Genomic DNA, 20,029 nt, shown 5'->3' on the forward strand with positions numbered 1-20,029 from the left:
GTGGGCCGGCGCAGCGGTGTCGTCGGCGGGTCGACGGGCGGTGGCGCGGGGCCGGCCGAGCGGGGGATCAGCTGCGGCGGCTCCGGCCCGCGCGGCGGCCGGGGGCCGCGCCGTCCCGGTGATCGGTCGCCGTTCACCCGGATAACCTACGTGCCGGGTGGGGACCGGGGTTACCAGCGGTTACCTCCGGGCCCGCAGCCCGTTGAGGAACGGGCAGCCCATCAGCAGCCGGATGGCCTGGCTCAACCCGGTCATGTCGTCCACCGGTTTGTGAAACGGGAGCCGGACGTCGTGGTCGCCGTCCTTGCCCTCGACGCGGAACCGCATGCCGTATCGGTCGAGCCCGAGCGGGCGAACCTGCCCGCGGCGCAGTGGCGGCGGCAGCCTCGACACCAGGCGCGCGACCACGTCGTTGTGGGCGGTGTCCAGGTGCCACAGGAGGCCGGCCTCGACTTCGCAGAAGGGATCTGGCCGGGCGGCGAGCAGGTCCGCGACGCCGACGGGTTCGGCGCCGGTGGCATCGGTGACGACCACGGACGCGATCTCCAGCCGGAACAGCGCGTACCGCGGGTCCCCGTGGGACGGCGCCGATCGCGGCGTCTCGACCTGGAGCAAAGCCGGGTTCGGGTGCTCGGCGGCGATCAGGTCGAGCGTGTCGGTCACGTCGTCGGCTGGGACCCGCTGCAGGCGCCCGCGCACCCACACCAGCGAACGAACCGGCTCCCGCAGCGGCAGCGGGGCGTAGTCCGTCAGCTCCAGCAGCGCCTGCGATCCGGACGCGCTGCCGTCCGCACGGCCGGCGCAGTCGACCGGCAGCGCGATGGCGAAGGAGCCGTCGGCCAGCAGGTGACGCACCGGTGCGGCGACCGGGCCCCCACCCTCGACTGCCACCAGCGCGGCACCGGCCCGCGCGCAGGCGCTGCGAATACGTTCCGGAGTCGTCGGTGCCGGGCCGACCGTCGATGCCATCGTGCTCCTCAATCGATTAGGTAAGCCTAAGTTAACTTACGACCCATCGCGCCGCAAGGACCGTTTGACGTGGACCGCCGTTAGGGTTGGGGCGTGGTCCGCATCGCTTACCTCGGTCCGGAAGGGACGTTCACCGAGGCGGCGCTGCGGCAGATCACCGCCGCCGGCCTGGTTCCGCAGGAGGAGCCGGGCCCCATCCGGCAGATGCCGCTGGAAAGCACGCCCTCGGCGCTCGACGCGGTGCGCGACGGCGATGCCGACTACGCGTGCGTGCCGATCGAGAACTCGATCGACGGTTCGGTGGTCCCCACCCTGGACAGCCTGGCCATCGGTTCGCCCCTGCAGGTGTTCGCCGAGACCACGCTGGATGTGGCGTTCAGCATCGTCGCCAAACACGGCCTGGGCGCCGCCGACGTGCGCACGTTGGCCGCCTTCCCGGTCGCGGTCGCGCAGGTGCGCCAGTGGCTGGACGCCCAGCTGCCCGGTGTCGAGTTGCGGCCGGCGTACTCCAACGCCGACGCGGCGCGCCAGGTGGCCGAGGGCCAGGCCGACGCCGCGGTGACCTCGCCGCTGGCCGCCGCCCATTGGGGACTGGGCGTCATCGCCGACGGCGTCGTCGACGAGCCCAACGCCCGCACCCGCTTTGTCCTGATCGGCCTGCCCGGCCCGCCGCCGGGCCGCACCGGGGCCGATCGAACGTCGGTGGTGTTGCGCATCGACAACGTGCCGGGCGCGCTGTTGTCCGCACTGGCCGAATTCGGCATCCGCGGCATCGACCTGACCCGGATCGAATCCCGGCCGACCCGAACCGAACTCGGGACCTACCTGTTCTTCGCCGATTGCGTCGGCCACATCGACGACGGCGCCGTCGCCGAGGCACTCAAAGCGTTGCACCGTCGTTGTGCCGATGTGAGGTATCTGGGTTCGTGGCCGACGGGGTCGGCCGTCGGGGTGCCGCCACCGCCGGCGGACGAGGCCTCGCGCTGGTTGGCGCGACTGCGGGACCCCAAACCCGGGCAGACGTTCGGGGCCGGGGGGTAGGAACGATGGGCGGTCGTTTGGTGCTGTTGCGGCACGGACAGTCCTACAGCAACGTCGAGCGCCGGCTGGACACCCGGCCGCCCGGCGCGGAGCTGACGCCGTTGGGCCGTGACCAGGCCCGGGCCTTTGCCCGGGGTTCGGGGCGGCCGGCGCTGCTGGCGCACTCGGTCGCGACGCGGGCGTCGCAGACGGCCGAGGTGATCGGCGGGGAGGTCGAACTGCGTGGCATGGAAGTGGCCGACATCCACGAGGTGCAGGTGGGGCGCTTGGAGAACCGCAGTGACGACGACGCGGTCGCCGAATTCAACGCGGTCTACGAACGCTGGCATCGGGGTGAGTTGGACCTGCCGCTGCCCGGCGGGGAGTCCGGCAACGACGTCCTGGACCGCTACGTGCCGGTGCTGACCGGGCTACGGATGCGCTACCTGGACGACGACGAGTTCAACGGCGACATCGTCGTGGTCAGCCATGGCGCGGCGATCCGGCTGGCGTCGGCGGTGCTGGCCGGGGTGGACGGCGACTTCGCGCTCGACAACCATCTCGACAACGCCGAATCGGTGGTGCTGGCCCCGATCACCGACGGGCGGTGGAGCTGCCTTCGCTGGGGACAGCTGACGCCGCCGTTCTGTCCCCAGGCCGACGAGGCGACCCCGGTGGCGGACGCGGTGCGCTCAGGCACCGATCCGATGGGCTAGCGACTCGTCCGCGCATGCGCAGCCGACGGCGTCGCAATCGATGACGAACGTGTGCACCACCAGCTCGGGGCTGTCGCAGTCCGGCTCGGTGCATTCCCACCGGTGCAACGAATGGCGAATGATGGTGCCGTGGCAGTGATCTAAGCCCGCCCGGCACTCGCGGCACTCAGCGCTCATAAGCCGTTCATAGCACCCGGGCCGGACAATGTCGGGTTGCCGCGCCCGGAAATCGGCGGCGCGTCTCAGGCCCAGCCCAGCTCCTCCAGCCGGTCGTCATCGATCCCGAAGTGGTGGGCGATTTCGTGGATGACCGTGATCGCCACCTCCTCGACAACGTCGTCGTCCGAGTCGCAGGCGTCGAGCAGCGCCTCGCGGTAGATGGTGATGGCGTCCGGCAGCGACCCGGCGTAGTCGGAGTCGCGTTCGGTGAGCGCCACCCCTTCGTAGAGCCCGAGCAGCTCGGCGTCCTCGGGATGGCGGTCCTCGACGAGGATCACGACGTTGTCCATCGCGGCCGCGAGCTCGGCAGGGATCAGGTCGAGCGCATCGGAGACCAGCTCGTCGAACCGCTGCGGATCCATCCGCACGGGCACCCGGCTAGCCTCCCGGGGCGGGCGGCGGTGGGGGTGCCTCCGGTGCCGGTGGTGCCCGTGCGGATGGATCCGCAGCGGTTCGACCTGCGCGGGCGGCGCCTGAGTGGCCGGCGCTTGAGTGGCCGGCGCCTGCGGCTGCGTCACCACAGGCTGTTGCCCGGGCAGGTGCTGGTTGTTCGGCGGGATGGCGTCCGGCGCGGTGCTGGCCTGGGTCGGCTGGCTCGGCGCCTGAACCGGAATTGGCGGCATCGTCAGCCGCTCCTCGGGGATGTCCGGCGGCGGGACCGGCGCCTGGCCGTTGATGAGCAGCTGGCCCTTGGCGCTGTTGACCAGCGTGGCCCAGCCCCCGTTGCCCAGCGTCGCGCCGATGCTGCACGCGACCTGGCGGCTGCCCGCCGACCAACTGGGCAGCGACACGGTCGGGTAGATCAAAGTCAGGGTGGTGGTCCGCAGCTTGGTCGGCGCGAGGTAGGCGTCCGTCATCTTCGTGCACGAATCCTTGATGAACCCGTCCTGGTCGGGCTCGGCGGGCAAGGCGCCCGGAAACTTCTCGGCCAGGTTCACCGTGCCGGTGACCTCCATCGCGTGCGGAGCAGCGCAGTCGACTGGGACGTCGGTCGGCTGGTTGGTCGCCGAGTCGATGCCCAGGCAGGTGCCGGCGGGCCAGACCTTGGACTGGTCGACGTCGGCGACCTTGCCCTTGAAGACCTCCTGCTGGTTGTTGGCGCCCGGCAGCTGCAGGCCGCACAGCATGCGGCGGTCGCCGGACTGGCGCCAGGCCCGGTCACCGGCCCACAGCAGGCTGACCATGAACTTGCTGGCCGGGTCGAATTTGGGTCCCAGGTAGTTGTGGACGGCGGGCTCGCACTGCTCCTGCGTCATCTGCTGGATCCGCGCCGGCGACGGGGGGGAGGCGCCCGGCCCGTACTCGGCGCCCGGGAAAGTCCGCATGTCGACGGACTCGGCGACTTCGAACTTGTGGTCGTCGGCGCAGTTGACGATGCTGGCCGACTCCGGGGTGGCATCCGGCCACGTCAGGCAATCGCCGCCCTTGGCGCGGTTGAAGGCGGCGTCGCTCTTGGTGCCGGTGCTGGGCACCGGCTCGCTGTTGATGTAGCCGGCCAGCCGTCCCGGGCCGCTGCCGGCCGGGATCGCGGTGACCAGTCCCGCGATCAACAGTCCGCCCAACGCGGTGAGCAACAGCGCTCGCCGGGTCGCCGTCGCCTGCAACCCGCGCGGCCAGGCGAAGCCGGGCGGTGGCCGTTTGGCGGGGTCGCCGGGGGAGCCGGCGGCGGTCCCGGCTTCCGGGGCTTCCTTCTCGGGCGCTTGCGACATCGGCTCCATTCTGACAGGGCCGGCTAAGTGGCGTGACAAAAGTTACGGATGTGAAACTCCCGGGATGGGCCTGGTGGGGTGCTCTGCCGGCGCGGCGGCGCGGCAAAAGTAGTCTCAGGCGCGTGATCGACCTGAAGCTGCTCCGGGAAGACCCCGACGCCGTGCGCCGCTCCCAAGTCAGCCGGGGCGAGGACCCGACACTGGTGGACGCGCTGGTGACCGCCGACGCCCACCGCCGCTCGGCGATTTCGGCCGCCGACGATCTGCGCGCCGAACAGAAGGCCGCCAGCAAGAGCGTCGGCGCGGCGTCGCCCGACGAACGCCCGGCCAGGCTGGCGCGCGCCAAGGAGCTGGCCGAGCAGGTGAAGGCGGCCGAAGCCGCCCAGGCCGAGGCCGAGGCGGCGTTCACCGCGGCGCACATGGCGATCTCGAACGTCATCATCGACGGGGTGCCCGCCGGCGGGGAGGACGACTACCGGGTCCTCGACACGGTCGGCGAGCCCGCGGCGATCGAAAACCCCAGGGACCACTTGGAACTGGGCGAGTCGTTGGGGCTGATCGACATGCAGCGCGGCGCCAAGGTGTCCGGATCGCGGTTCTACTTCCTGACCGGGCGGGGCGCGCTGTTGCAGCTGGGCCTGCTGCAGCTGGCCCTGCGGCTGGCCGTCGAGAATGGCTTCATCCCGATGATTCCGCCCGTGTTGGTGCGCCCGGAGGTGATGGCCGGCACCGGGTTTCTGGGCGCCCACGCCGACGAGGTGTACCGGGTCGAGGCCGACGACCTCTACCTGGTGGGCACGTCCGAGGTGCCGCTGGCCGGCTACCACGCCGACGAGATCCTCGACCTGTCCGGCGGCCCGCTGCGCTACGCGGGCTGGTCGTCGTGCTTCCGGCGGGAGGCCGGCAGCTACGGCAAGGACACGCGCGGCATCATCCGGGTGCACCAGTTCGACAAGGTGGAGGGTTTCGTCTACTGCCAGCCGGCCGACGCCGAGGCCGAACACCAACGGCTGCTGGGCTGGCAGCGCGAGATGCTGGCCCGCATCGAGGTGCCGTACCGGGTGATCGACGTCGCCGCGGGCGACCTCGGCTCGTCGGCCGCGCGCAAATTCGACTGCGAGGCATGGGTTCCCACGCAGGGCGCTTACCGCGAGCTGACGTCGACGTCGAATTGCACCACGTTTCAGGCGCGCCGGCTGGCCACGCGCTACCGGGATGCGAATGGCAAGCCGCAGGTGGCCGCCACGCTCAACGGCACGCTGGCCACCACCCGGTGGCTGGTGGCGATCCTGGAGAACCATCAGCGGCCCGACGGCAGCGTGCGCGTGCCCGCCGCGCTGGCGCCGTTCGTGGGTACCGAGCTGTTGGAGCCGGCCGGCTAGAGGCGCCGTGCGCCCGGGGTGTGGCCGAAGGCGCGCCGGTAGGTGTCGATGAAGGCGCTGGGCGTGGCCCAGCCACACGCCTGCGCCACCGCGGTGACGCCGCGATCCTCTGCGAGCAGCATCAACGCGTGCTGCAGGCGGACCTGGGTGCGCCACCGCGGGTAGGTCATGCCCAGCTCGTCGGCGAACAAGCGGCTCAGGGTGCGCTGGCTGACGCCGACCCGGCCGCCGAGTTGCCGCAACGTCAACGGGTTCGTCAGGTCGTCGGTGATGAGCGCGCACGCTCGCCGCAGACGGATGTCGGTGGGCGTCGGAATCCAAAGCGGCTCATGAATACTCGTGGTCTGCAGCTGGTCGTGAACCACCGCCAGCATGCGCTGGTGTTGCTCGCTGTCGAGCGCATCGGATTGCGAGCAAGCGATGATCAGTTCTCTCAGCAGGGGATTGATGGCGAGCACCGCCGGTGTCGTGGGACCTCGACGGTAGCGGTGCGGGTCGAGCGCGACGCCGTGAAAATGGGTGTGGCCGTGGAACCTGTGTTCGTGCCAGATGCCCGCCGGTATCCAGATGGCGCGGTTCGTCGGGGTGATCCACGTGCCGGCGGGGGTGGTCACCGAGACAGCACCGGAGGAGGGGTAGACGATCTGGTGCAGGTGATGCCGGTGCCGCGGGATCCGCGCGCCCGGCGGCAGCGACTGGGATGACGTCACCAGCCCGTGCTGGCCGATTTCCGACATATCACGGCAGAATATCGGAAGTCCGCATGCGGAGGAACGCCTAGCGTTGGCGATATGGCGATGAACCTTGTGCACCGGTGGCGGTGCAGCTCGACGGGCTGGCAGGACACGGTCACCGACCGGCTGCTGCCCTGGGTGCTGCGCGATGTCGAATTAGGCTCTCGGACACTGGAAATCGGCCCGGGGTACGGTGCGACGACGCGTGCCCTGCTGGATCGGGCCGAATCGCTCACCGCCGTCGAGGTCGATGCCTCGCTGGCCGATCGACTGGATCGGCGCTACGGCGATCGGGCGCGCGTCATTCACGGGGATGGCACCGAGACCGGGCTGCCCGAGGGTCACTTCAGCTCGGTGGTGTGCTTCACGATGCTGCACCACGTCCCCACCGCGGACTTGCAGGACCGGCTGTTCGCGGAAGCATTCCGGGTGTTGCGGCCCGGCGGCGTCTTCGCCGGCAGCGACGGCGTGCCGTCGCTGACCTTCCGGCTGCTCCACATCGCCGACACGTACAACCCGGTGCCACCGGCGGATCTGCGCAGGCGGCTGACGGCCGCCGGATTCGCCGACGTCCGGATCGACGTGTCGGGTGGCCGGCAGCGCTGGCGCGCCACCAAACCGGCCTGAGGGCCGGGCTTTTCGCTCAGGCGTCCACGGTCGCGGGCGCGGGCGACGATTTCTCGTGCCGGCGCTGCCGCTCCATGGTGGCGAAGTAGAAGGCGAACGCGAACGCGAAGCTGGTGAACAGGCTGGACACGAAGTACAGCCACGGGCGGCGCAGCCCGCGACGGTAGCCGTCGACGATGGTGAACAGCGGCAGCAGGATCACGTTCGCGATCGTGTAGTCCTGACTGGCCGAGCTCGCGGCCGGGTTGGTGAACATCAGCTGGATGTATTCGGCCCAACTGCCGTGGCCCCAGATCGGGTTGGTCGACCCCTTTGCGTACTCCTGCACGAAGTGGATGTTGAAATACCAGCCCAGCGCGACCGACGCGATGCCTACGACGTAGTACACGGCTTCCAGGGGTGAGAACAAGGGGCCGTCGGCCGGCCGGGCGAAAACCTTGGAATTGGACGCGACGATCCAGCCGATGACACTAAGCCCGAGAACCGCATGCACGAGAAGCGAGACCATGGCCGAAGTGTCGCTCGCGGGCGGAAGTTTTGTCAATAATGACAGAAGGCGAAGGGGGTACGTTACTGGGATGGTCCGACCCGCGCAGACGGCGCGCAGCGAGCGCACCCGCGAGGCGCTGATCCAGGCCGCGCTGGTGCGCTTCTTGGCCCAGGGCGTCGAGGACACGTCGGCCGAGGAGATCGCCTCGGACGCGGGGGTCTCGCTGCGGCCCTTCTACCGCCACTTCCGCTCCAAGCACGACCTGTTGTTCGCCGACTACACCGGGCTGAACTGGTTTCGTGCCGCGCTGGACGCCCGGCCCGCCGACGAGCCGATCATCGATTCGGTGCAGTCGGCCGTCTTCTCGTTCCCCTATGACGTTGAGGCCGTGACGAAGATCGCGGCATTGCGGGGCGGCGAGCTCGACCCCGGCCGCATCGTGCGCCATATCCAGGAAGTCCAGGCCGACTTCGCCGACGCCATCCAGGAGCAGCTGCAACGGCGTCGCTGTGCGGCGCTGCCCACGCCCGACGCGCGGTTGCGCGCGGCGGTCACCGCGCGCTGCATCGCGGCGGCGGTTTTCGGCGCGATGGAACTCTGGATGCTCGGTGAGGATCGCTCGCTGGGCGAGCTGGCCCGGATGTGCCACACCGCGCTCGAGTCGCTGCGGGCCGGCATCACCGACGCCTGGGCGGTCGGCGGCTGAGTCCAGTTTCGTCATAATTGACAAAACATGGCGGGCGTGCCAGCCTCCATTCCTGGAGGGCAGGACATGACTGAATACGACGCGATCGTCATCGGCGCGGGACACAACGGGTTGGCCGCGGCGGTGCTGCTACAAAAGGCCGGGCTGCGGACGTTGTGCCTGGACGCCAAGCTCTATGCCGGCGGGATGGCTTCCACGGTCGAGCTTTTCGACGGCTACCAATTCGAGATCGCCGGCTCGGTGCAGTTCCCGACCGCGTCGGTGGTGGTCGAGGAATTGGGCCTGGACACCCTCGAGACCATCGATCTGGAGGTGATGTCGGTCGCGGTGCGCGGCGTCGGCGACGATCCGCTGATCCAGTACAGCGACCCCATCAAGCTGTTCACCCACCTCAATGAGGTGCACGGGGCGGACGCCGTCAACGGGATGGCGGGGCTGATGGCCTGGAGCCAGGCGCCGACGAGGGCACTGGGCCGGTTCGAGGCGGGGACCCCTCCCAAAACCTTCGACGAGATGTATGCCTGCGCCACCAACGAATTCGAACGTTCGGCCATCGACGACATGCTGTTCGGTTCGGTCACCGACGTGCTGGACCGCTACCTGCCGGACCGCGAGAAGCACGGGGCGCTGCGCGGCTCGATGACCGTGCTGGCCGTCAACACGCTGTACCGCGGGCCCGCCACGCCGGGCAGCGCCGCGGCGCTGGCGTTCGGGCTGGGCGTGCCCGACGGGGACACCATGCAGATGAAGAAGCTGCGCGGCGGAATCGGCGCGCTGACCGCCCACCTGGCGCGGCTGTTGGAAAGCCTGGGCGGAGAAGTGCGGCTGCGCACCAAGGTCACCGACATCCTGGTCGACAATGCCCAGTCCGGAGGCCGGGTCACCGGAGTGCGCACGGAGGCGGGGGAGACGCTGGCCGCGCCGATCGTCGTCTCCAACCTGGCGCCCGACGTCACGCTCAACGAGCTGATCGATCCCGCCGCACTGCCCGCCGACATCCGCCAGCGGTACGCGGGGATCGACCACCGCGGCAGCTACCTGCAGATGCACTTCGCGTTGGCAGAGGCCCCGAAATTCGCCGCGCCCTACGAGGCGCTCAACGAGCCGGCCATGCAGGCGTCCATCGGCTTGTTCTGCACGCCGGAGGAAGTGCAGCAGCAGTGGGAGGACGCCCGGCGCGGGATCGTGCCGGCCGACCCGACGCTGGTGCTGCAGATCCCGTCGCAGAACGACCCGGACCTGGCGCCCGAGGGCAAGCACGCCGCGTCGGCGTTCGCGCTGTGGTTCCCGATCGAGGGCGGCGCGGACTACGGCCAAACGAAGGTCGAGATGGGCCAGCGGGTGATCGACAAGATCACCCGGTTGGCGCCGAACTTCGAGGGCAGCATCATCCGGCACACGACCTTCACGCCCAGGCACATGGGGGTGATGTTCGGCGCGCCCGGCGGCGACTACTGCCACGGTCTGTTGAGCTCTGACCAGATCGGGCCGAATCGCCCCGGCCCGAAAGGCTTTCTCGGCCAGCCGATCCCGATCAAGGGGCTGTACCTCGGCGGCGCCGGGTGCCATGGCGGCCCGGGGATCACCTTCATTCCCGGCTACAACGCCGCCCGCGCGGCGCTGGAGGAGCTGGGCCGCTAGCCGCGCTCGCCCAGCAGTTCGTCCAGCAACGCGGTGAACTCCTCCGGACGCTCCGGCGTCAGCGCGGGGCTGGGCCAGGTCCCCGGTACGTCGAGGGTGATCAGCGTCGACTTGAAGGGCCGCTGGATGTCCAGGGGCAGCCAGCGACGGAAGTCGGAGCTGCCCCAGATGCGGAACCGCTGCATGAACATGCCCAACGACTCGACCTTGTACCCGCGGATGCTGTCCAGCGCGATGACCTTGGACGTGCCAGAAGGAAAGTGGTAGCGGCGCAACGTGATCGCCGCGCGATCCAGCTGGACCAGCCCGTCGTCGTAATTGGCGTTCATTTCTTGGCGCTCCGCAGTTGGTGGCCCCGGGCGGTCAGGCAGTGGCCGTCGTCCAAGCGCCACTGCCAGCCGTGCAGGTTACAGGTCAAGGTGTTGCCCTCTACCACACCGAATTTCGACAGGTCGGCCTTGAGGTGGGGACAGCGACGCTGAATTTCCCAGCCGTCCACGGTGATCGATGCGGAGTCGTCGTGGGTCTCGGCGAACCATCCGTCGGCGTAGGCGATCCGCTCGTCGGTCAGGCACTTGAAGAACGTGTACAGGTATTCGTTGTAGCCGCCCACCCGCCATGCCGTGAAACGGGTGGACAGGAAGATGGTGTTGACCCAGTCCGGTTCGTGGTCGCGCAGCACGGTGCGCACCAGCTCCGGCGCGATGCCGAAACCGTACCGGACCTTTTCGTCCGGAATGCGTTCGCGCACGGTCCTTTTGGGGAAGTCCAGAATTACCGTCTCGGGACCGATGACGAGCTCGACGGGGTAGCCGATGCCGTCGCAGATCTCGTCGCTTTGCAGCATGATCGGCTCGAACAGCGCGCGCAGTTGGTCCAGCAACGGCTCGCCGGTGGCGGGGGCCCAACCCGCGCGCTCCGCGGCCAACACGGGCGCCATCCGGTCGGCGTAGTCGGCGATGTAGGCCGACTTGCCGGTGGTGAAGATGGCCTCGACTCCCCCGCAAGCGGGTGGTGCCCCCACGTCGGCCGGCGGCGGATGACGCAGTGAATTCAGCGTCGCGCCGGTGAAGTCCGCCCTCGACCCGGGAATCATCAGCAGGCCACCGTCGTGCCCGTGCGCGCGCATCTGCTCCAGGAAGACGATTTGGTCGGGGAAGATGTTGGCCGGGTCGCCGTGGTCGTCGTTGAGGTGGCGCAACTCGGGGTCCAAAAAGCACGGCGGCCCCGCCGACGGCACCACCCACCTCGCACCCACCTGGGCGATGTACTGGCGGGCGCGGTCCATCTGCCGCTGCCTCTTCTGGATGCCGAACGACTCCTTGGCGCGGGCCGGCATGTCGTAAACCATCGGATACCAGATCGCGCCGGAGTACTGCAGCAGGTGCACGTCCACACCGCCGAATTCGGTTTCCAGCGCATCCAGGTCCACCGGCCGGGCGTCGTTCATGTCGAAAACCGTTGTGGTGCCGTCGGAAACCACCAGCGCCGAGTCGCCGATCGGGCCGTCGGCCGGGGCGCGCAGGGCGATGATCATGATGTCGAGGTCGCCCTTTGGGCCGCTGATCCGGTGCTTGGTCGAGTCGCTGGTCTCGTAGAAGCGATGAAACCCGAGTTTTTGCAACTCGTTTCGCAGGTCGGGCACGGGGAAGTCGGGCAGCAGCACCACGGCGTCCTTGTTGACATGGTCGCTGAGATTCTTGGCGTCGAAGTGATCCTTGTGCAGGTGGGAGACGTACAGGTAGTCGCAGTCGCCCAACCCGTCCCAGTCCAGCGCGCTGTTGTCGGGGAACGGAAACCACGACGCGAAGTAGGCGGGATTGACCCAGGGGTCACAAAGGATGGTGCCCGCGCGGGTCTCGATCAGGAATCCGGCGTGGCCGACGCTGGTGACCTGCACTGATACCTTTCGGGGGACTGGGGGGACGTGCCGACGGTTGACGGCCGCGTCAGCCCCCGAGCTTAGCGCGATCCCGCGGCCGCCCTTCGGGCACTTCAGGCGGCTCATAGCCGGGCGCACTAGGCTGAAGTGCTGTGGAACCGGTATACGGGACGATCATTCAGCTGACCCGCTTGATCTGGCGCCTTCAGGGCCTGAAGATCACTGTCTCGGGGGTCGAGAACTTGCCCAAGAGCGGTGGCGCGGTGATCGCGATCAACCACACCGGCTACCTGGACTTCACCTTCGCGGGGTTGCCCGCCTACAAGCAGGGCCTTGGACGCAAGGTCCGGTTCATGGCCAAACAAGAGGTCTTCGACGACAGGATCACGGGGCCGATCATGCGCAGCCTGCGGCACATCTCCGTGGACCGGCAGGACGGGGCCGCGTCCTACGAGGCCGCCGTCCGCAACCTCAAGGACGGCGAGCTGGTCGGCGTCTACCCCGAAGCCACGATCAGCCGCAGCTTCGAAATCAAGGAGTTCAAGTCCGGGGCCGCCCGGATGGCCGTCGATGCCGGGGTGCCCATCGTGCCGCACATCGTCTGGGGCGCGCAGCGAATCTGGACCAAGGGCCACCCCAAGAAGCTGCTGCGTCCCAAGGTGCCGATCGTCGTTTTGGTGGGCGAGCCGATCGAACCGACGCTGGCGATCGAGGAGTTGAAGGGCCTCCTGCATTCGCGGATGCAACATTTGCTGGAACGGGCGCAGGAACTCTATGGCCCCCATCCGGCCGGCGAGTTCTGGGTGCCGCGCCGGCTCGGCGGCGGCGCGCCGTCGCTCGCGGAGGCGGCCCGGATGGACGCCGAGGATGCCGCCGCGCGGGCGGCCCGCCGCACCCGAGCCGCCGGGCCGCCGGAGCAGTAGCCGATGGCGGAGCCGACCTTTCGCGCCCTCGAGATCCTGGCCCGGCTCGTGGTGCTGGCCACCGGCACACGCATCACCTATCGGGGTGAGGAGAACGTCCCCGATACCGGCGGAGCGGTGATCGCGATCAACCACACCAGCTATGTCGATTTTTTACCTGCCGCGTTAGCTGTGCATCGGCGGCGCCGTCGGCTTAGATTCATGATCAAAGCCGAGATGCAGCAGGTGAAGGTCGTCAATTTCTTGATCAAGCACACTCGCACCATTCCGGTGGACCGCGGCGCCGGGGCAGACGCCTACGCGGTCGCCGTGCAGCGGCTGCGTGAGGGCGAGCTGGTCGGTGTCTATCCGGAGGCCACGATCAGCCGGAGTTTCGAGCTCAAGGAATTCAAGACCGGCGCGGCGCGGATGGCCGTCGAGGCGGACGTGCCGATCGTCCCGGTGATCGTCTGGGGGGCTCATCGCATTTGGACCAAGGACCATCCCCGGCAGATCGGCCGCAAGAAGCTGCCGGTCGCCGTGCAGGTGGGTGGGCCGCTGCGCGCGGCCGGGGACGTCGCGTCCACCACGGCCGCCCTGCGAGAATCGATGACCGCACTGTTGCACCGGGCGCAGCACCGGTATCCGCACCCCGCCGGCGCCTACTGGGTGCCGCACCGGCTGGGCGGCGGCGCGCCGACTCCGGCGGAGGCGGCGCAGATAGAGGCCGACGAGGCGGCGGCGAGGTCGGCCGGCAGGGACGCCCACCGTACGCCGCATCGGTCGCGTTAGGGGGAAGGAGAGAAACATGGCAGAGCCATTTTTCCGCTTCGCGGAGATGGTTGTCCCGGCGGTCGTCGCGATGAACGGAACCAAGCTCACGTTCGAAGGCCTCGAGAACATTCCCACGCGGGGCGGTGCCTTGATCGCCCTCAACCACACCAGCTACCTGGACTGGATGCCCGCGTCGATCGCCGCCCACGAACGCAAGCGACGGCTGCGCTTCATGATCAAAGCCGAGATGGCGGACGTGAAGGCCGTCAACTTCGTGATCAAGCACTGCCAGCTCATTCCGGTGGACCGTCGGATGGGGCAGGACGCCTACGCGGTGGCCGTGCAGAAGCTGCGGGAGGGAGAACTCGTCGGTCTGCATCCCGAGGCCACCATCAGCCGCAGCTTCGAGCTGCGGGAGTTCAAGTCGGGAGCGGCTCGCATGGCGCTGGAGGCGCGGGTGCCGATCATTCCGATGATCGTCTGGGGCGCGCATCGGATCTGGCCCAAGGATCATCCAAAGAAGGTGTTCCGCAACAAGGTTCCGATCACCGTGGCCGCCGGCCGCCCGGTACCGCCGGAGGGCAACGCCGAGCAGCTCATCGCCGCAGTGCGCCAGGCGATGAATACGATGCTGTACCGGGTGCAGGAGGAGTATCCCCACCCCGAGGGCGAGTTCTGGGTGCCGCGGCGCCTGGGTGGCGCGGCACCGACCCAGGACGATTCCCGGGCGATCCGGTTGGCCGAATTGCAGGAGCGGATTCAGCGATCCGGTAGCGATGGCGTGACGCGACCGGGACAGACGCAAAGCGGAATCCACTGAGAGGCGAAGGCGGACCCTCTCAATGACCTTGCCGGCGCTGATCGCCTGCGACGTCGACGGCACCCTGTTCGACGAAAACGAGACGATTTCCCCGCGCACCCGTGACGCGGTGCGTGCCGCCGTCGCCGCCGGAGCGCAGTTCGTCGTCGCGACCGGCCGGCCGCCGCGCTGGATACGCCCCGTCGTGGAGGCGCTCGGCTTCGCGCCGATCGCGGTGTGCGCCAACGGCGCCGTCGTTTACGACCCCGCGAACGACCGGGTGCTGTCGTCGCGGACGCTGGCGGTCGACACGCTGGCCGAATTGGCCGAGCTCGCGGCGCGTGTCATCCCCGGCGCGGGGCTGGCCGTCGAGCGGATCGGCGAACGCGCCCACGACACGGCGACCCCGCAATTCATCAGCTCGCCCGGCTACGAGCACGCGTGGCTCAATCCGGACAACACCGAGGTGTCGATCGATGACCTGCTGAGCGCCCCGGCGATCAAGCTGCTGATCCGTAAGGCCGGCGCCCGCAGCGCGGACATGGCCGCCGCGTTGGCCAAACATGTTGGCATCGAGGGCGATATCACCTATTCCACCAACAACGGGTTGGTGGAAATCGTGCCGCTGGGGATCAGTAAGGCCAGCGGCGTCGAGGAGATCGCCAAACCGCAGGGGATCACCCGCGACGAGGTGGTCGCGTTCGGCGACATGCCCAACGACATCCCGATGCTGCTGTGGGCCGGCCACGGAGTGGCCATGGGCAACGCGCACCCCGACGTCGTGGCCGCGGCCGACGAGGTCACCGCGCCCAACACCGACGACGGGGTGGGGCGGGTGCTGGAGCGCTGGTGGTTGTAGGGCAATCGAGCTTGAGGGGCTAACCCGCGGGTGCGATCGCCGCGGCGAGCTGCTGCGGTATGTAATTGACGAATAGCGGCACGAGCCCCATGAACGGCGTGCCGAAGATGGTCACCGGATAGGGGTCCGTAGCGAATGGGCTGCTGAGGGCGATCGTCCCTGTGAGGGGATGGGGCGGAACGAGAAGGCCGTCGAACGGCAGGTGTAGAACGATCTGCGCGGTGAAGGCGATGGGCGGAAGAGGGGGCGGCAGTGGGTAATTCACCGGCACCGGGATCGCCATATCCACGATCGTTTCGCCATTGAGGAAGCCGTTGGCGACGACGGCCGGCGCGTTCGCGAGCGCGCCGAGCGCGCCCACCGGGTTGCCGGCCAATAAGGCCTGCTGAACCGCCGTCGCGGAGGTGGCGAGGCCCTCCAGGCCCGCGAGCGGGGCGCCGGCCGCGGCGTAGGTGATCTGCAGCGGCAAGCCGAAGAAGGCGCTGAGCGATCCGCTCGTCGGACTCGTCAGCGGCAAGGTGGCGGTGGCCGAAATGCTTGGAATCGTAAGCGCGTTGAGCACATTGGTGAGATTCTGCGACATCTGCCGAGGGATCGAGGGGGGCATCAGGTTGGTCAAGTACTGCGCCTCTTGGCCGGGGATGTTGGCGAGGGCGAACAGATTGCCGAGCGGGCCGAGCAGCGTGGGATTGACCGTGGCGTTAACCGTCGGATTGAAGGGGATGATCGTCCCCGTCAGGGTGACCACCGGGGTGCCCGGATTGACGCCCGTGACAAGGAGATTCGCGAAGGCCTGCGCGACGTCCTGCACCGCGCCGAAGTAATCACCGGCCAGGACGGCCTGCAGTGCCACCTGGAGCTGCGCGCCAAAAGCCGGGAGGCCGGCCCAGATTCCGGTCGCCGCGGCGTAGAGGTTGGTGGCAAATTCCTGGGCGAAGCCGATCTGCGTGGTGATGAACTGCTGCGCGTAAAACGCGGCGGGGAAGGTCAGGAGTTGCTGGATGCCGGCCTGGATGGCCGCCGGCAGGCCGGCCAGGAAGGCGGGGAAGTTCTCGATGGTGTTGGTGAGCGCCGTGGCGATCTGCTGCCAATAGCCGATCTGATTGACCAGGACCTGGCGCAGAAACGGGAACGGGTCGGCGGACCAGGTGTTGAAGAGGTTCTGCAGGTTCGCCGAGGTATTGACGACGAGTTGCCCATACGCGCCGCCCGGGGCGGCAGCGGCCAGGCCCGACGCGGCCCCGGTGGACAAGCCGGTCGACAGCAGGCTCCGCTCGGCGTTGGCGATCTCGGTGCCGAGGTAGGCCGCCGCGCCGCCGTTGAGCAGGCTGACGAACTCGTCCTGAAACGCGACCGCTCGGGCGCCGAGGACCTGGAATTCGCGGCCGAACCTGCCGAACACCTCCGAGACCGCGATCGACACCTCGTCGGATGCCGCCGCGGCGACCCCGGTGGTGGGGGCCGCGGCGGCGGCGGTCGCCTCTCCCAGGCTCGAACCGATGCCCGACAGGCGCTCGGCGGCGGCCGTCACCAGCTCCGGTTCTGTGATCACGAACGACACGGCCGTCTCCCCTCGCCTCGGTCCAACCCCGTGCTTGCCGGGCATTTCGAGCGTACTGTGACCGAGCCCACACCGGACCCGAAACGATCCGATCGGCCCTAGGTGGCGGCGGGGTGGCTGGGCAGCGAGAAGTGTTCGGGCGGCACGTCGGGGCCGCTCGGCGATTGCGTCGACAGCGGCGTCGTGATGCCGTCGACAACGGAGGTGACGTTCCCGGTGAGCCGCTCGTAGTTGAGGGTCCCGTGCTGGAAATTCTGCGTAATCTGCAGGGGCTCTTGTATTTCCGCGCTGTTCGGCAGCCCGAGCGGACCGCGCTCGTAGCTCAGCGAGGCCCACGCGTCGTAGATGGCGCCGGTCACCGGCTGCGGGCCGATCTCGGGTGACCAGTACATCGCACCCTTGGCGAATTCGGCGAAGCGGGCGTTGCCCTCCGCGTTGTCTTCCGGGGAGGTGGGTGCGCCCAGGACGCTGTTCATCCCGCCCATCGCCAGCCAATGGTCGTAGATGGCGCCGCCCTTCAGCGCGTTGATCAGCTCCTCGGGCGGGTCGTTGAAATGCGATGCGATGTCGCGGATTTCGTCCATCAGGGCGTAGGCGGCGTTGCCCGGGCAGTCGGTATTGCCGACGTCGCGGTGGGTGAAGATGGTGGGCAGGTTGGCGATCGTGCCGGCCGCGTACGTGGTGTAGTGGCTGCCGGCCGACTCCAGCGCCACCGTGCCCTTGGGGTCGACGCCGTCCATGCCCAGCCGCCACCCGAGCAGCCGGCCCACGGTCCGCAGCTGGATGGGCGTCGGCGGCACGTCGTCGAAGTTCCCGATCATCGCCACGCCCCAGGTGTTGCGGTTGAATCCGCCGGTGTGAAAGGCCTCGACGGCTTTGGTGAGGCCGCCGGCGCTGCCCTCGAACACCTGGCCGTACTTGTCGACCAGCGCGTTGTAAGCGATGTCGCACCAGCCCAGCGTCTTGCTGTGGTAGGTGTAGATCGCCTTGACGATCCCGGCCGATTCGAGCGGGGAGTAGTCGTTGCTGCCCGCGGTGTGGTGGACGACCGCGGCGCGAATCCCGTTGTCGTACTGCGGACTACCGCATCGTAGCGATTCGTCGGCGCCCCACTCCGCCCGGCTGATGATCGCGGGCGGCTGCCCCGGCATCATCACCCCGGTCGGCGGCGTCCAGTGCGTCCTGGCCGGCGCTTGCGGCGGGGAGATGAGGATCGCGGAGATGTTCTGCCCGAAGGGTTGTTCCCTGCTGACCGGCTTGTACCCCAGGCCGTCGGGGGGCGCCACGGCGCCGGGTCCCGCGCCAGCGGGTGGTGCCCCCAGGGTCACCGCAGCATCCATGGGGCGGGTGACCGCGATCTGGACCGTCGTGGTGGTCCCCACGAACACCGGGTCGGTGCTGCGTGGACCCTCGCTCGGGTCGACCGGGCGGCCCGTTGGGGCCGCCGCGTCGTCGCCCACCGGCGCGGCGTCGGGAGCCGCGGTTTCGTACTCGGTCTGATACCACGGCCCCCACGAACCGTCGGGGCGCTTCGCGCGCACCCGGGTGGACGTGCCCGCGAGGTCGCCCGTGAGCGCGACCAACGAAAACGGCTTGCCCTGGGTGAGTTCGCGAACCGTGACCCCGCCCCCGAGCCCGATCAGCGGCTGCTCGACGAGCTGGGTGTCCTGGGTCCGCGGCGGCTCCGGCGCGCCGCGGTCGTGTGTCGCGTGGCCCACCCAGGCGACGATGACGACGGTCGCCGCCATGGCGGTGAGCAACATCGTTGGCGCGCGACTGCGGGACGACACCAGCTGATGTTACGTGTGTTTCTGATGTTATTTATGAGGCGACACGACGCCGGCGCCGAAAAGTCCCCGAAAACCTGTTCGACGGCACCGCAGAGGGGCTCTGCGGTGCCGTCGGGGGACAGGTTCCTCCCGGGTTCTCGTGGGGCTCTAGTGGGGCAGGACCGGCGCGGCGGCACCGGTCAGGGCGCCGGTGGCGCCCGGCACGGCGCCCGCGGCGGCGGGCAGCGCACCCGCGGCGGCCGGCAGCGCACCGGCGGCGGCGCCCGGCAGGGCACCCGCGGCACCCGGCAGGGCGCCCGCGGCACCCGCGGCGGCCGGGAGCGCACCGGCGGCGGCGCCCGGCAGGGCCTTGGCGGCGCCCGGCAGCGCACCCGCGGCGGCCGGCAACGCGGCACCCGGCGCACCACCCGCGGCGCCCTGCTGGACACCTTGCATGATGGCCGGCATCACCAGGCCCTTGAGCAGGTCGATGGCCTGGCCGGCGCCCAACTGGTTGGCGGCTTGCATCAGGTCGTTGACCAGGCCACCACCGCCCGAGCTGCCCCCGGTGCCCCCGGACGCGATCGGCGAGGCGCCGCCCAGCGTGGACGGGTCACCGAGGATCGGGTAGGTGCCGCCGGCGCCCGGGTCCAACCCGGTCGTCGAGTCGATCGGCACCTCACTGGGCGACAGGGTGGGACTCCCGATGCCCGGCGTGACTCCGGCCGGGCTGGTCAGCGCCGGGTTGAGTCCGGCGGCCGGTGTCGTGGGCACCGCGCCGGGCGTGGTGACCCCGGGCGTGGTGGGCGGCAATCCCGGGTTCGCGAGTGCCGGGCTCGTCAGGCCAGGGCTGGTCAGCCCCGGGCTGGCGAGGCTCGGGCTGGTCAAACCAGGGCTGGTCAAGCCCGGGCTGGTGAGGCCCGAGGTGCCCAAGCCGGGACTGGCCAGGCCCGGGGTGCTGGCCCCGGCCCCGCTCAACGCCGGCACGGGCGGCAAGTTGATCCCGAACTGCGACAGGCCCTGCGACAGCGCACCCATCAGTTCACCGGGCAGGTCGGTCATCACCGCGGCCTTCTTGAACTCGTGGTGTTCGGCCGGCTTGCTGTCGGCGGTCGATTCGTAGACAAGGAAGTATGCGCAAGGACTCGCCACTGCCACGGCGGCGACCGCGCTCATGGCTGTCGAAAGCTTGCGTCGGCGTCGGTTCGGCACGGAAGTCTCCTCAAATCTGGACAACTAGTGGAACTGTGTTGTGTCGGCGTGCCCCGCC

General features: G+C 69.3%; 19 protein-coding genes and 2 pseudogenes. 10 read left to right on the plus strand and 11 right to left on the minus strand.

All coding sequences use genetic code 11. The annotated features are described in order from the left end of the window. Positions 1-180: 180 nt before the first annotated feature. Positions 181-969 (minus strand): DUF2470 domain-containing protein, encoded by a 789-nt coding sequence (locus MTAB308_RS16920; protein WP_077100597.1) that lies wholly within the window; start codon positions 967-969, stop codon positions 181-183. A 93-nt stretch (positions 970-1,062) separates the two neighbouring features. Between MTAB308_RS16920 and pheA the strand changes: the two genes are divergently transcribed. Together pheA and MTAB308_RS16930 are read left to right on the plus strand one after the other, a co-directional pair. After that, positions 1,063-2,010 carry a prephenate dehydratase gene (gene pheA, locus MTAB308_RS16925; RefSeq protein ID WP_077100599.1) on the plus strand — a complete coding sequence of 316 codons (948 nt, stop codon included), beginning with the start codon at positions 1,063-1,065 and terminating at the stop codon, positions 2,008-2,010. 5 nt (positions 2,011-2,015) lie between these two features. Further along, positions 2,016-2,705 carry a histidine phosphatase family protein gene (locus MTAB308_RS16930; protein WP_077100600.1) on the plus strand — a complete coding sequence of 230 codons (690 nt, stop codon included), beginning with the start codon at positions 2,016-2,018 and terminating at the stop codon, positions 2,703-2,705. Here the strand turns inward: MTAB308_RS16930 and MTAB308_RS16935 are convergent. From MTAB308_RS16935 to MTAB308_RS16945, 3 genes and pseudogenes are all read right to left on the minus strand, one after another. Continuing rightward, positions 2,682-2,882 (minus strand): hypothetical protein, encoded by a 201-nt coding sequence (locus MTAB308_RS16935; RefSeq protein ID WP_077100602.1) that lies wholly within the window; start codon positions 2,880-2,882, stop codon positions 2,682-2,684. The two genes, MTAB308_RS16930 and MTAB308_RS16935, sit on opposite strands and share 24 nt — an antisense overlap. Then, positions 2,879-3,298 (minus strand): annotated as a pseudogene (locus MTAB308_RS16940) (metallopeptidase family protein). The gene MTAB308_RS16935 and the pseudogene MTAB308_RS16940 overlap by 4 nt, the downstream one beginning before the upstream one ends. A 4-nt stretch (positions 3,299-3,302) precedes the next feature. Then, positions 3,303-4,642 (minus strand): annotated as a pseudogene (locus MTAB308_RS16945) (septum formation family protein). Positions 4,643-4,755: 113 nt separating this feature from the next. Here MTAB308_RS16945 and serS point away from each other — a divergent pair. Then, positions 4,756-6,015 (plus strand): serine--tRNA ligase, encoded by a 1,260-nt coding sequence (gene serS / locus MTAB308_RS16950; protein ID WP_077100606.1) that lies wholly within the window; start codon positions 4,756-4,758, stop codon positions 6,013-6,015. On the opposite strand, the gene MTAB308_RS16955 is transcribed toward serS, so the two are convergent. Next, positions 6,012-6,752 (minus strand): AraC family transcriptional regulator, encoded by a 741-nt coding sequence (locus MTAB308_RS16955; protein WP_077100608.1) that lies wholly within the window; start codon positions 6,750-6,752, stop codon positions 6,012-6,014. The genes serS and MTAB308_RS16955 overlap by 4 nt on opposite strands. A 54-nt stretch (positions 6,753-6,806) precedes the next feature. Between MTAB308_RS16955 and MTAB308_RS16960 the strand changes: the two genes are divergently transcribed. Further along, positions 6,807-7,376, plus strand: coding sequence for a class I SAM-dependent methyltransferase (locus MTAB308_RS16960; protein WP_077100610.1), 570 nt, complete (start codon positions 6,807-6,809; stop codon positions 7,374-7,376). Positions 7,377-7,392: 16 nt separating this feature from the next. Here the strand turns inward: MTAB308_RS16960 and MTAB308_RS16965 are convergent, their stop codons facing one another. After that, positions 7,393-7,884, minus strand: a complete 492-nt coding sequence (locus MTAB308_RS16965; protein WP_077100612.1) for a DUF2834 domain-containing protein — start codon at positions 7,882-7,884, stop codon at positions 7,393-7,395. Positions 7,885-7,954: 70 nt separating this feature from the next. Between MTAB308_RS16965 and MTAB308_RS16970 the strand changes: the two genes are divergently transcribed. Both MTAB308_RS16970 and MTAB308_RS16975 read left to right on the plus strand, forming a co-directional pair. After that, positions 7,955-8,572, plus strand: a complete 618-nt coding sequence (locus MTAB308_RS16970; RefSeq protein ID WP_077100614.1) for a TetR/AcrR family transcriptional regulator — start codon at positions 7,955-7,957, stop codon at positions 8,570-8,572. A 66-nt stretch (positions 8,573-8,638) separates the two neighbouring features. Further along, entirely contained in the window at positions 8,639-10,213 is a 1,575-nt protein-coding gene (locus tag MTAB308_RS16975) for a phytoene desaturase family protein (RefSeq protein ID WP_077100616.1), read from the plus strand. On the opposite strand, the gene MTAB308_RS16980 is transcribed toward MTAB308_RS16975, so the two are convergent. Then, positions 10,210-10,542: a hypothetical protein gene (locus tag MTAB308_RS16980; RefSeq protein ID WP_077100618.1), complete on the minus strand. Its 333-nt coding sequence runs from the start codon at positions 10,540-10,542 to the stop codon at positions 10,210-10,212. The genes MTAB308_RS16975 and MTAB308_RS16980 overlap by 4 nt on opposite strands. Beyond that, positions 10,539-12,113 (minus strand): MBL fold metallo-hydrolase, encoded by a 1,575-nt coding sequence (locus MTAB308_RS16985; protein WP_077100620.1) that lies wholly within the window; start codon positions 12,111-12,113, stop codon positions 10,539-10,541. The genes MTAB308_RS16980 and MTAB308_RS16985 overlap by 4 nt, the downstream gene beginning before the upstream one ends. A 134-nt stretch (positions 12,114-12,247) precedes the next feature. On the opposite strand from MTAB308_RS16985, the gene MTAB308_RS16990 reads away from it, so the two are divergent. The 4 genes from MTAB308_RS16990 to MTAB308_RS17005 are packed head-to-tail and all read left to right on the plus strand — an operon-like array spanning position 12,248 to position 15,429. Then, positions 12,248-13,018, plus strand: a complete 771-nt coding sequence (locus MTAB308_RS16990; RefSeq protein WP_077100622.1) for a lysophospholipid acyltransferase family protein — start codon at positions 12,248-12,250, stop codon at positions 13,016-13,018. A 3-nt stretch (positions 13,019-13,021) separates the two neighbouring features. Further along, the gene (locus MTAB308_RS16995; RefSeq protein WP_077100624.1) at positions 13,022-13,789 is read left to right on the plus strand and encodes a lysophospholipid acyltransferase family protein; all 768 of its coding nucleotides are present in this window, start codon (positions 13,022-13,024) and stop codon (positions 13,787-13,789) included. A 16-nt stretch (positions 13,790-13,805) separates the two neighbouring features. Then, positions 13,806-14,591 carry a lysophospholipid acyltransferase family protein gene (locus MTAB308_RS17000; protein ID WP_077100626.1) on the plus strand — a complete coding sequence of 262 codons (786 nt, stop codon included), beginning with the start codon at positions 13,806-13,808 and terminating at the stop codon, positions 14,589-14,591. Between the two features lie 22 nt (positions 14,592-14,613). Then, positions 14,614-15,429 carry a Cof-type HAD-IIB family hydrolase gene (locus MTAB308_RS17005; protein WP_077100628.1) on the plus strand — a complete coding sequence of 272 codons (816 nt, stop codon included), beginning with the start codon at positions 14,614-14,616 and terminating at the stop codon, positions 15,427-15,429. A gap of 19 nt (positions 15,430-15,448) precedes the next feature. On the opposite strand, the gene MTAB308_RS17010 is transcribed toward MTAB308_RS17005, so the two are convergent. The 3 genes from MTAB308_RS17010 to MTAB308_RS17020 form a co-directional block, all read right to left on the minus strand. Then, positions 15,449-16,990 carry a PE family protein gene (locus tag MTAB308_RS17010; RefSeq protein ID WP_077100630.1) on the minus strand — a complete coding sequence of 514 codons (1,542 nt, stop codon included), beginning with the start codon at positions 16,988-16,990 and terminating at the stop codon, positions 15,449-15,451. Between the two features lie 98 nt (positions 16,991-17,088). Further along, complete coding sequence (locus tag MTAB308_RS17015; RefSeq protein ID WP_216823674.1) at positions 17,089-18,780, minus strand: LGFP repeat-containing protein; 1,692 nt, start codon at positions 18,778-18,780, stop codon at positions 17,089-17,091. A 147-nt stretch (positions 18,781-18,927) separates the two neighbouring features. After that, positions 18,928-19,971: a PirG gene (locus MTAB308_RS17020; protein ID WP_173842196.1), complete on the minus strand. Its 1,044-nt coding sequence runs from the start codon at positions 19,969-19,971 to the stop codon at positions 18,928-18,930. Between the last annotated feature and the right edge of the window lie 58 nt (positions 19,972-20,029).

It is taken from the genome of Mycobacterium terramassiliense (assembly GCF_900157385.1).
Taxonomy (GTDB): Bacteria; Actinomycetota; Actinomycetes; order Mycobacteriales; family Mycobacteriaceae; genus Mycobacterium; species Mycobacterium terramassiliense.

Coding starts and splice junctions, on each gene's coding strand:
- MTAB308_RS16920 (WP_077100597.1), bottom strand. CDS start 969: ATGGCATCGACGGTCGGCCCGGCACCGACGACTCCGGAACGTATTCGC.
- MTAB308_RS16930 (WP_077100600.1), top strand. CDS start 2,016: ATGGGCGGTCGTTTGGTGCTGTTGCGGCACGGACAGTCCTACAGCAAC.
- MTAB308_RS16935 (WP_077100602.1), bottom strand. CDS start 2,882: ATGAGCGCTGAGTGCCGCGAGTGCCGGGCGGGCTTAGATCACTGCCAC.
- MTAB308_RS16955 (WP_077100608.1), bottom strand. CDS start 6,752: ATGTCGGAAATCGGCCAGCACGGGCTGGTGACGTCATCCCAGTCGCTG.
- MTAB308_RS16960 (WP_077100610.1), top strand. CDS start 6,807: ATGGCGATGAACCTTGTGCACCGGTGGCGGTGCAGCTCGACGGGCTGG.
- MTAB308_RS16965 (WP_077100612.1), bottom strand. CDS start 7,884: ATGGTCTCGCTTCTCGTGCATGCGGTTCTCGGGCTTAGTGTCATCGGC.
- MTAB308_RS16970 (WP_077100614.1), top strand. CDS start 7,955: ATGGTCCGACCCGCGCAGACGGCGCGCAGCGAGCGCACCCGCGAGGCG.
- MTAB308_RS16975 (WP_077100616.1), top strand. CDS start 8,639: ATGACTGAATACGACGCGATCGTCATCGGCGCGGGACACAACGGGTTG.
- MTAB308_RS16980 (WP_077100618.1), bottom strand. CDS start 10,542: ATGAACGCCAATTACGACGACGGGCTGGTCCAGCTGGATCGCGCGGCG.
- MTAB308_RS16995 (WP_077100624.1), top strand. CDS start 13,022: ATGGCGGAGCCGACCTTTCGCGCCCTCGAGATCCTGGCCCGGCTCGTG.
- MTAB308_RS17000 (WP_077100626.1), top strand. CDS start 13,806: ATGGCAGAGCCATTTTTCCGCTTCGCGGAGATGGTTGTCCCGGCGGTC.
- MTAB308_RS17005 (WP_077100628.1), top strand. CDS start 14,614: ATGACCTTGCCGGCGCTGATCGCCTGCGACGTCGACGGCACCCTGTTC.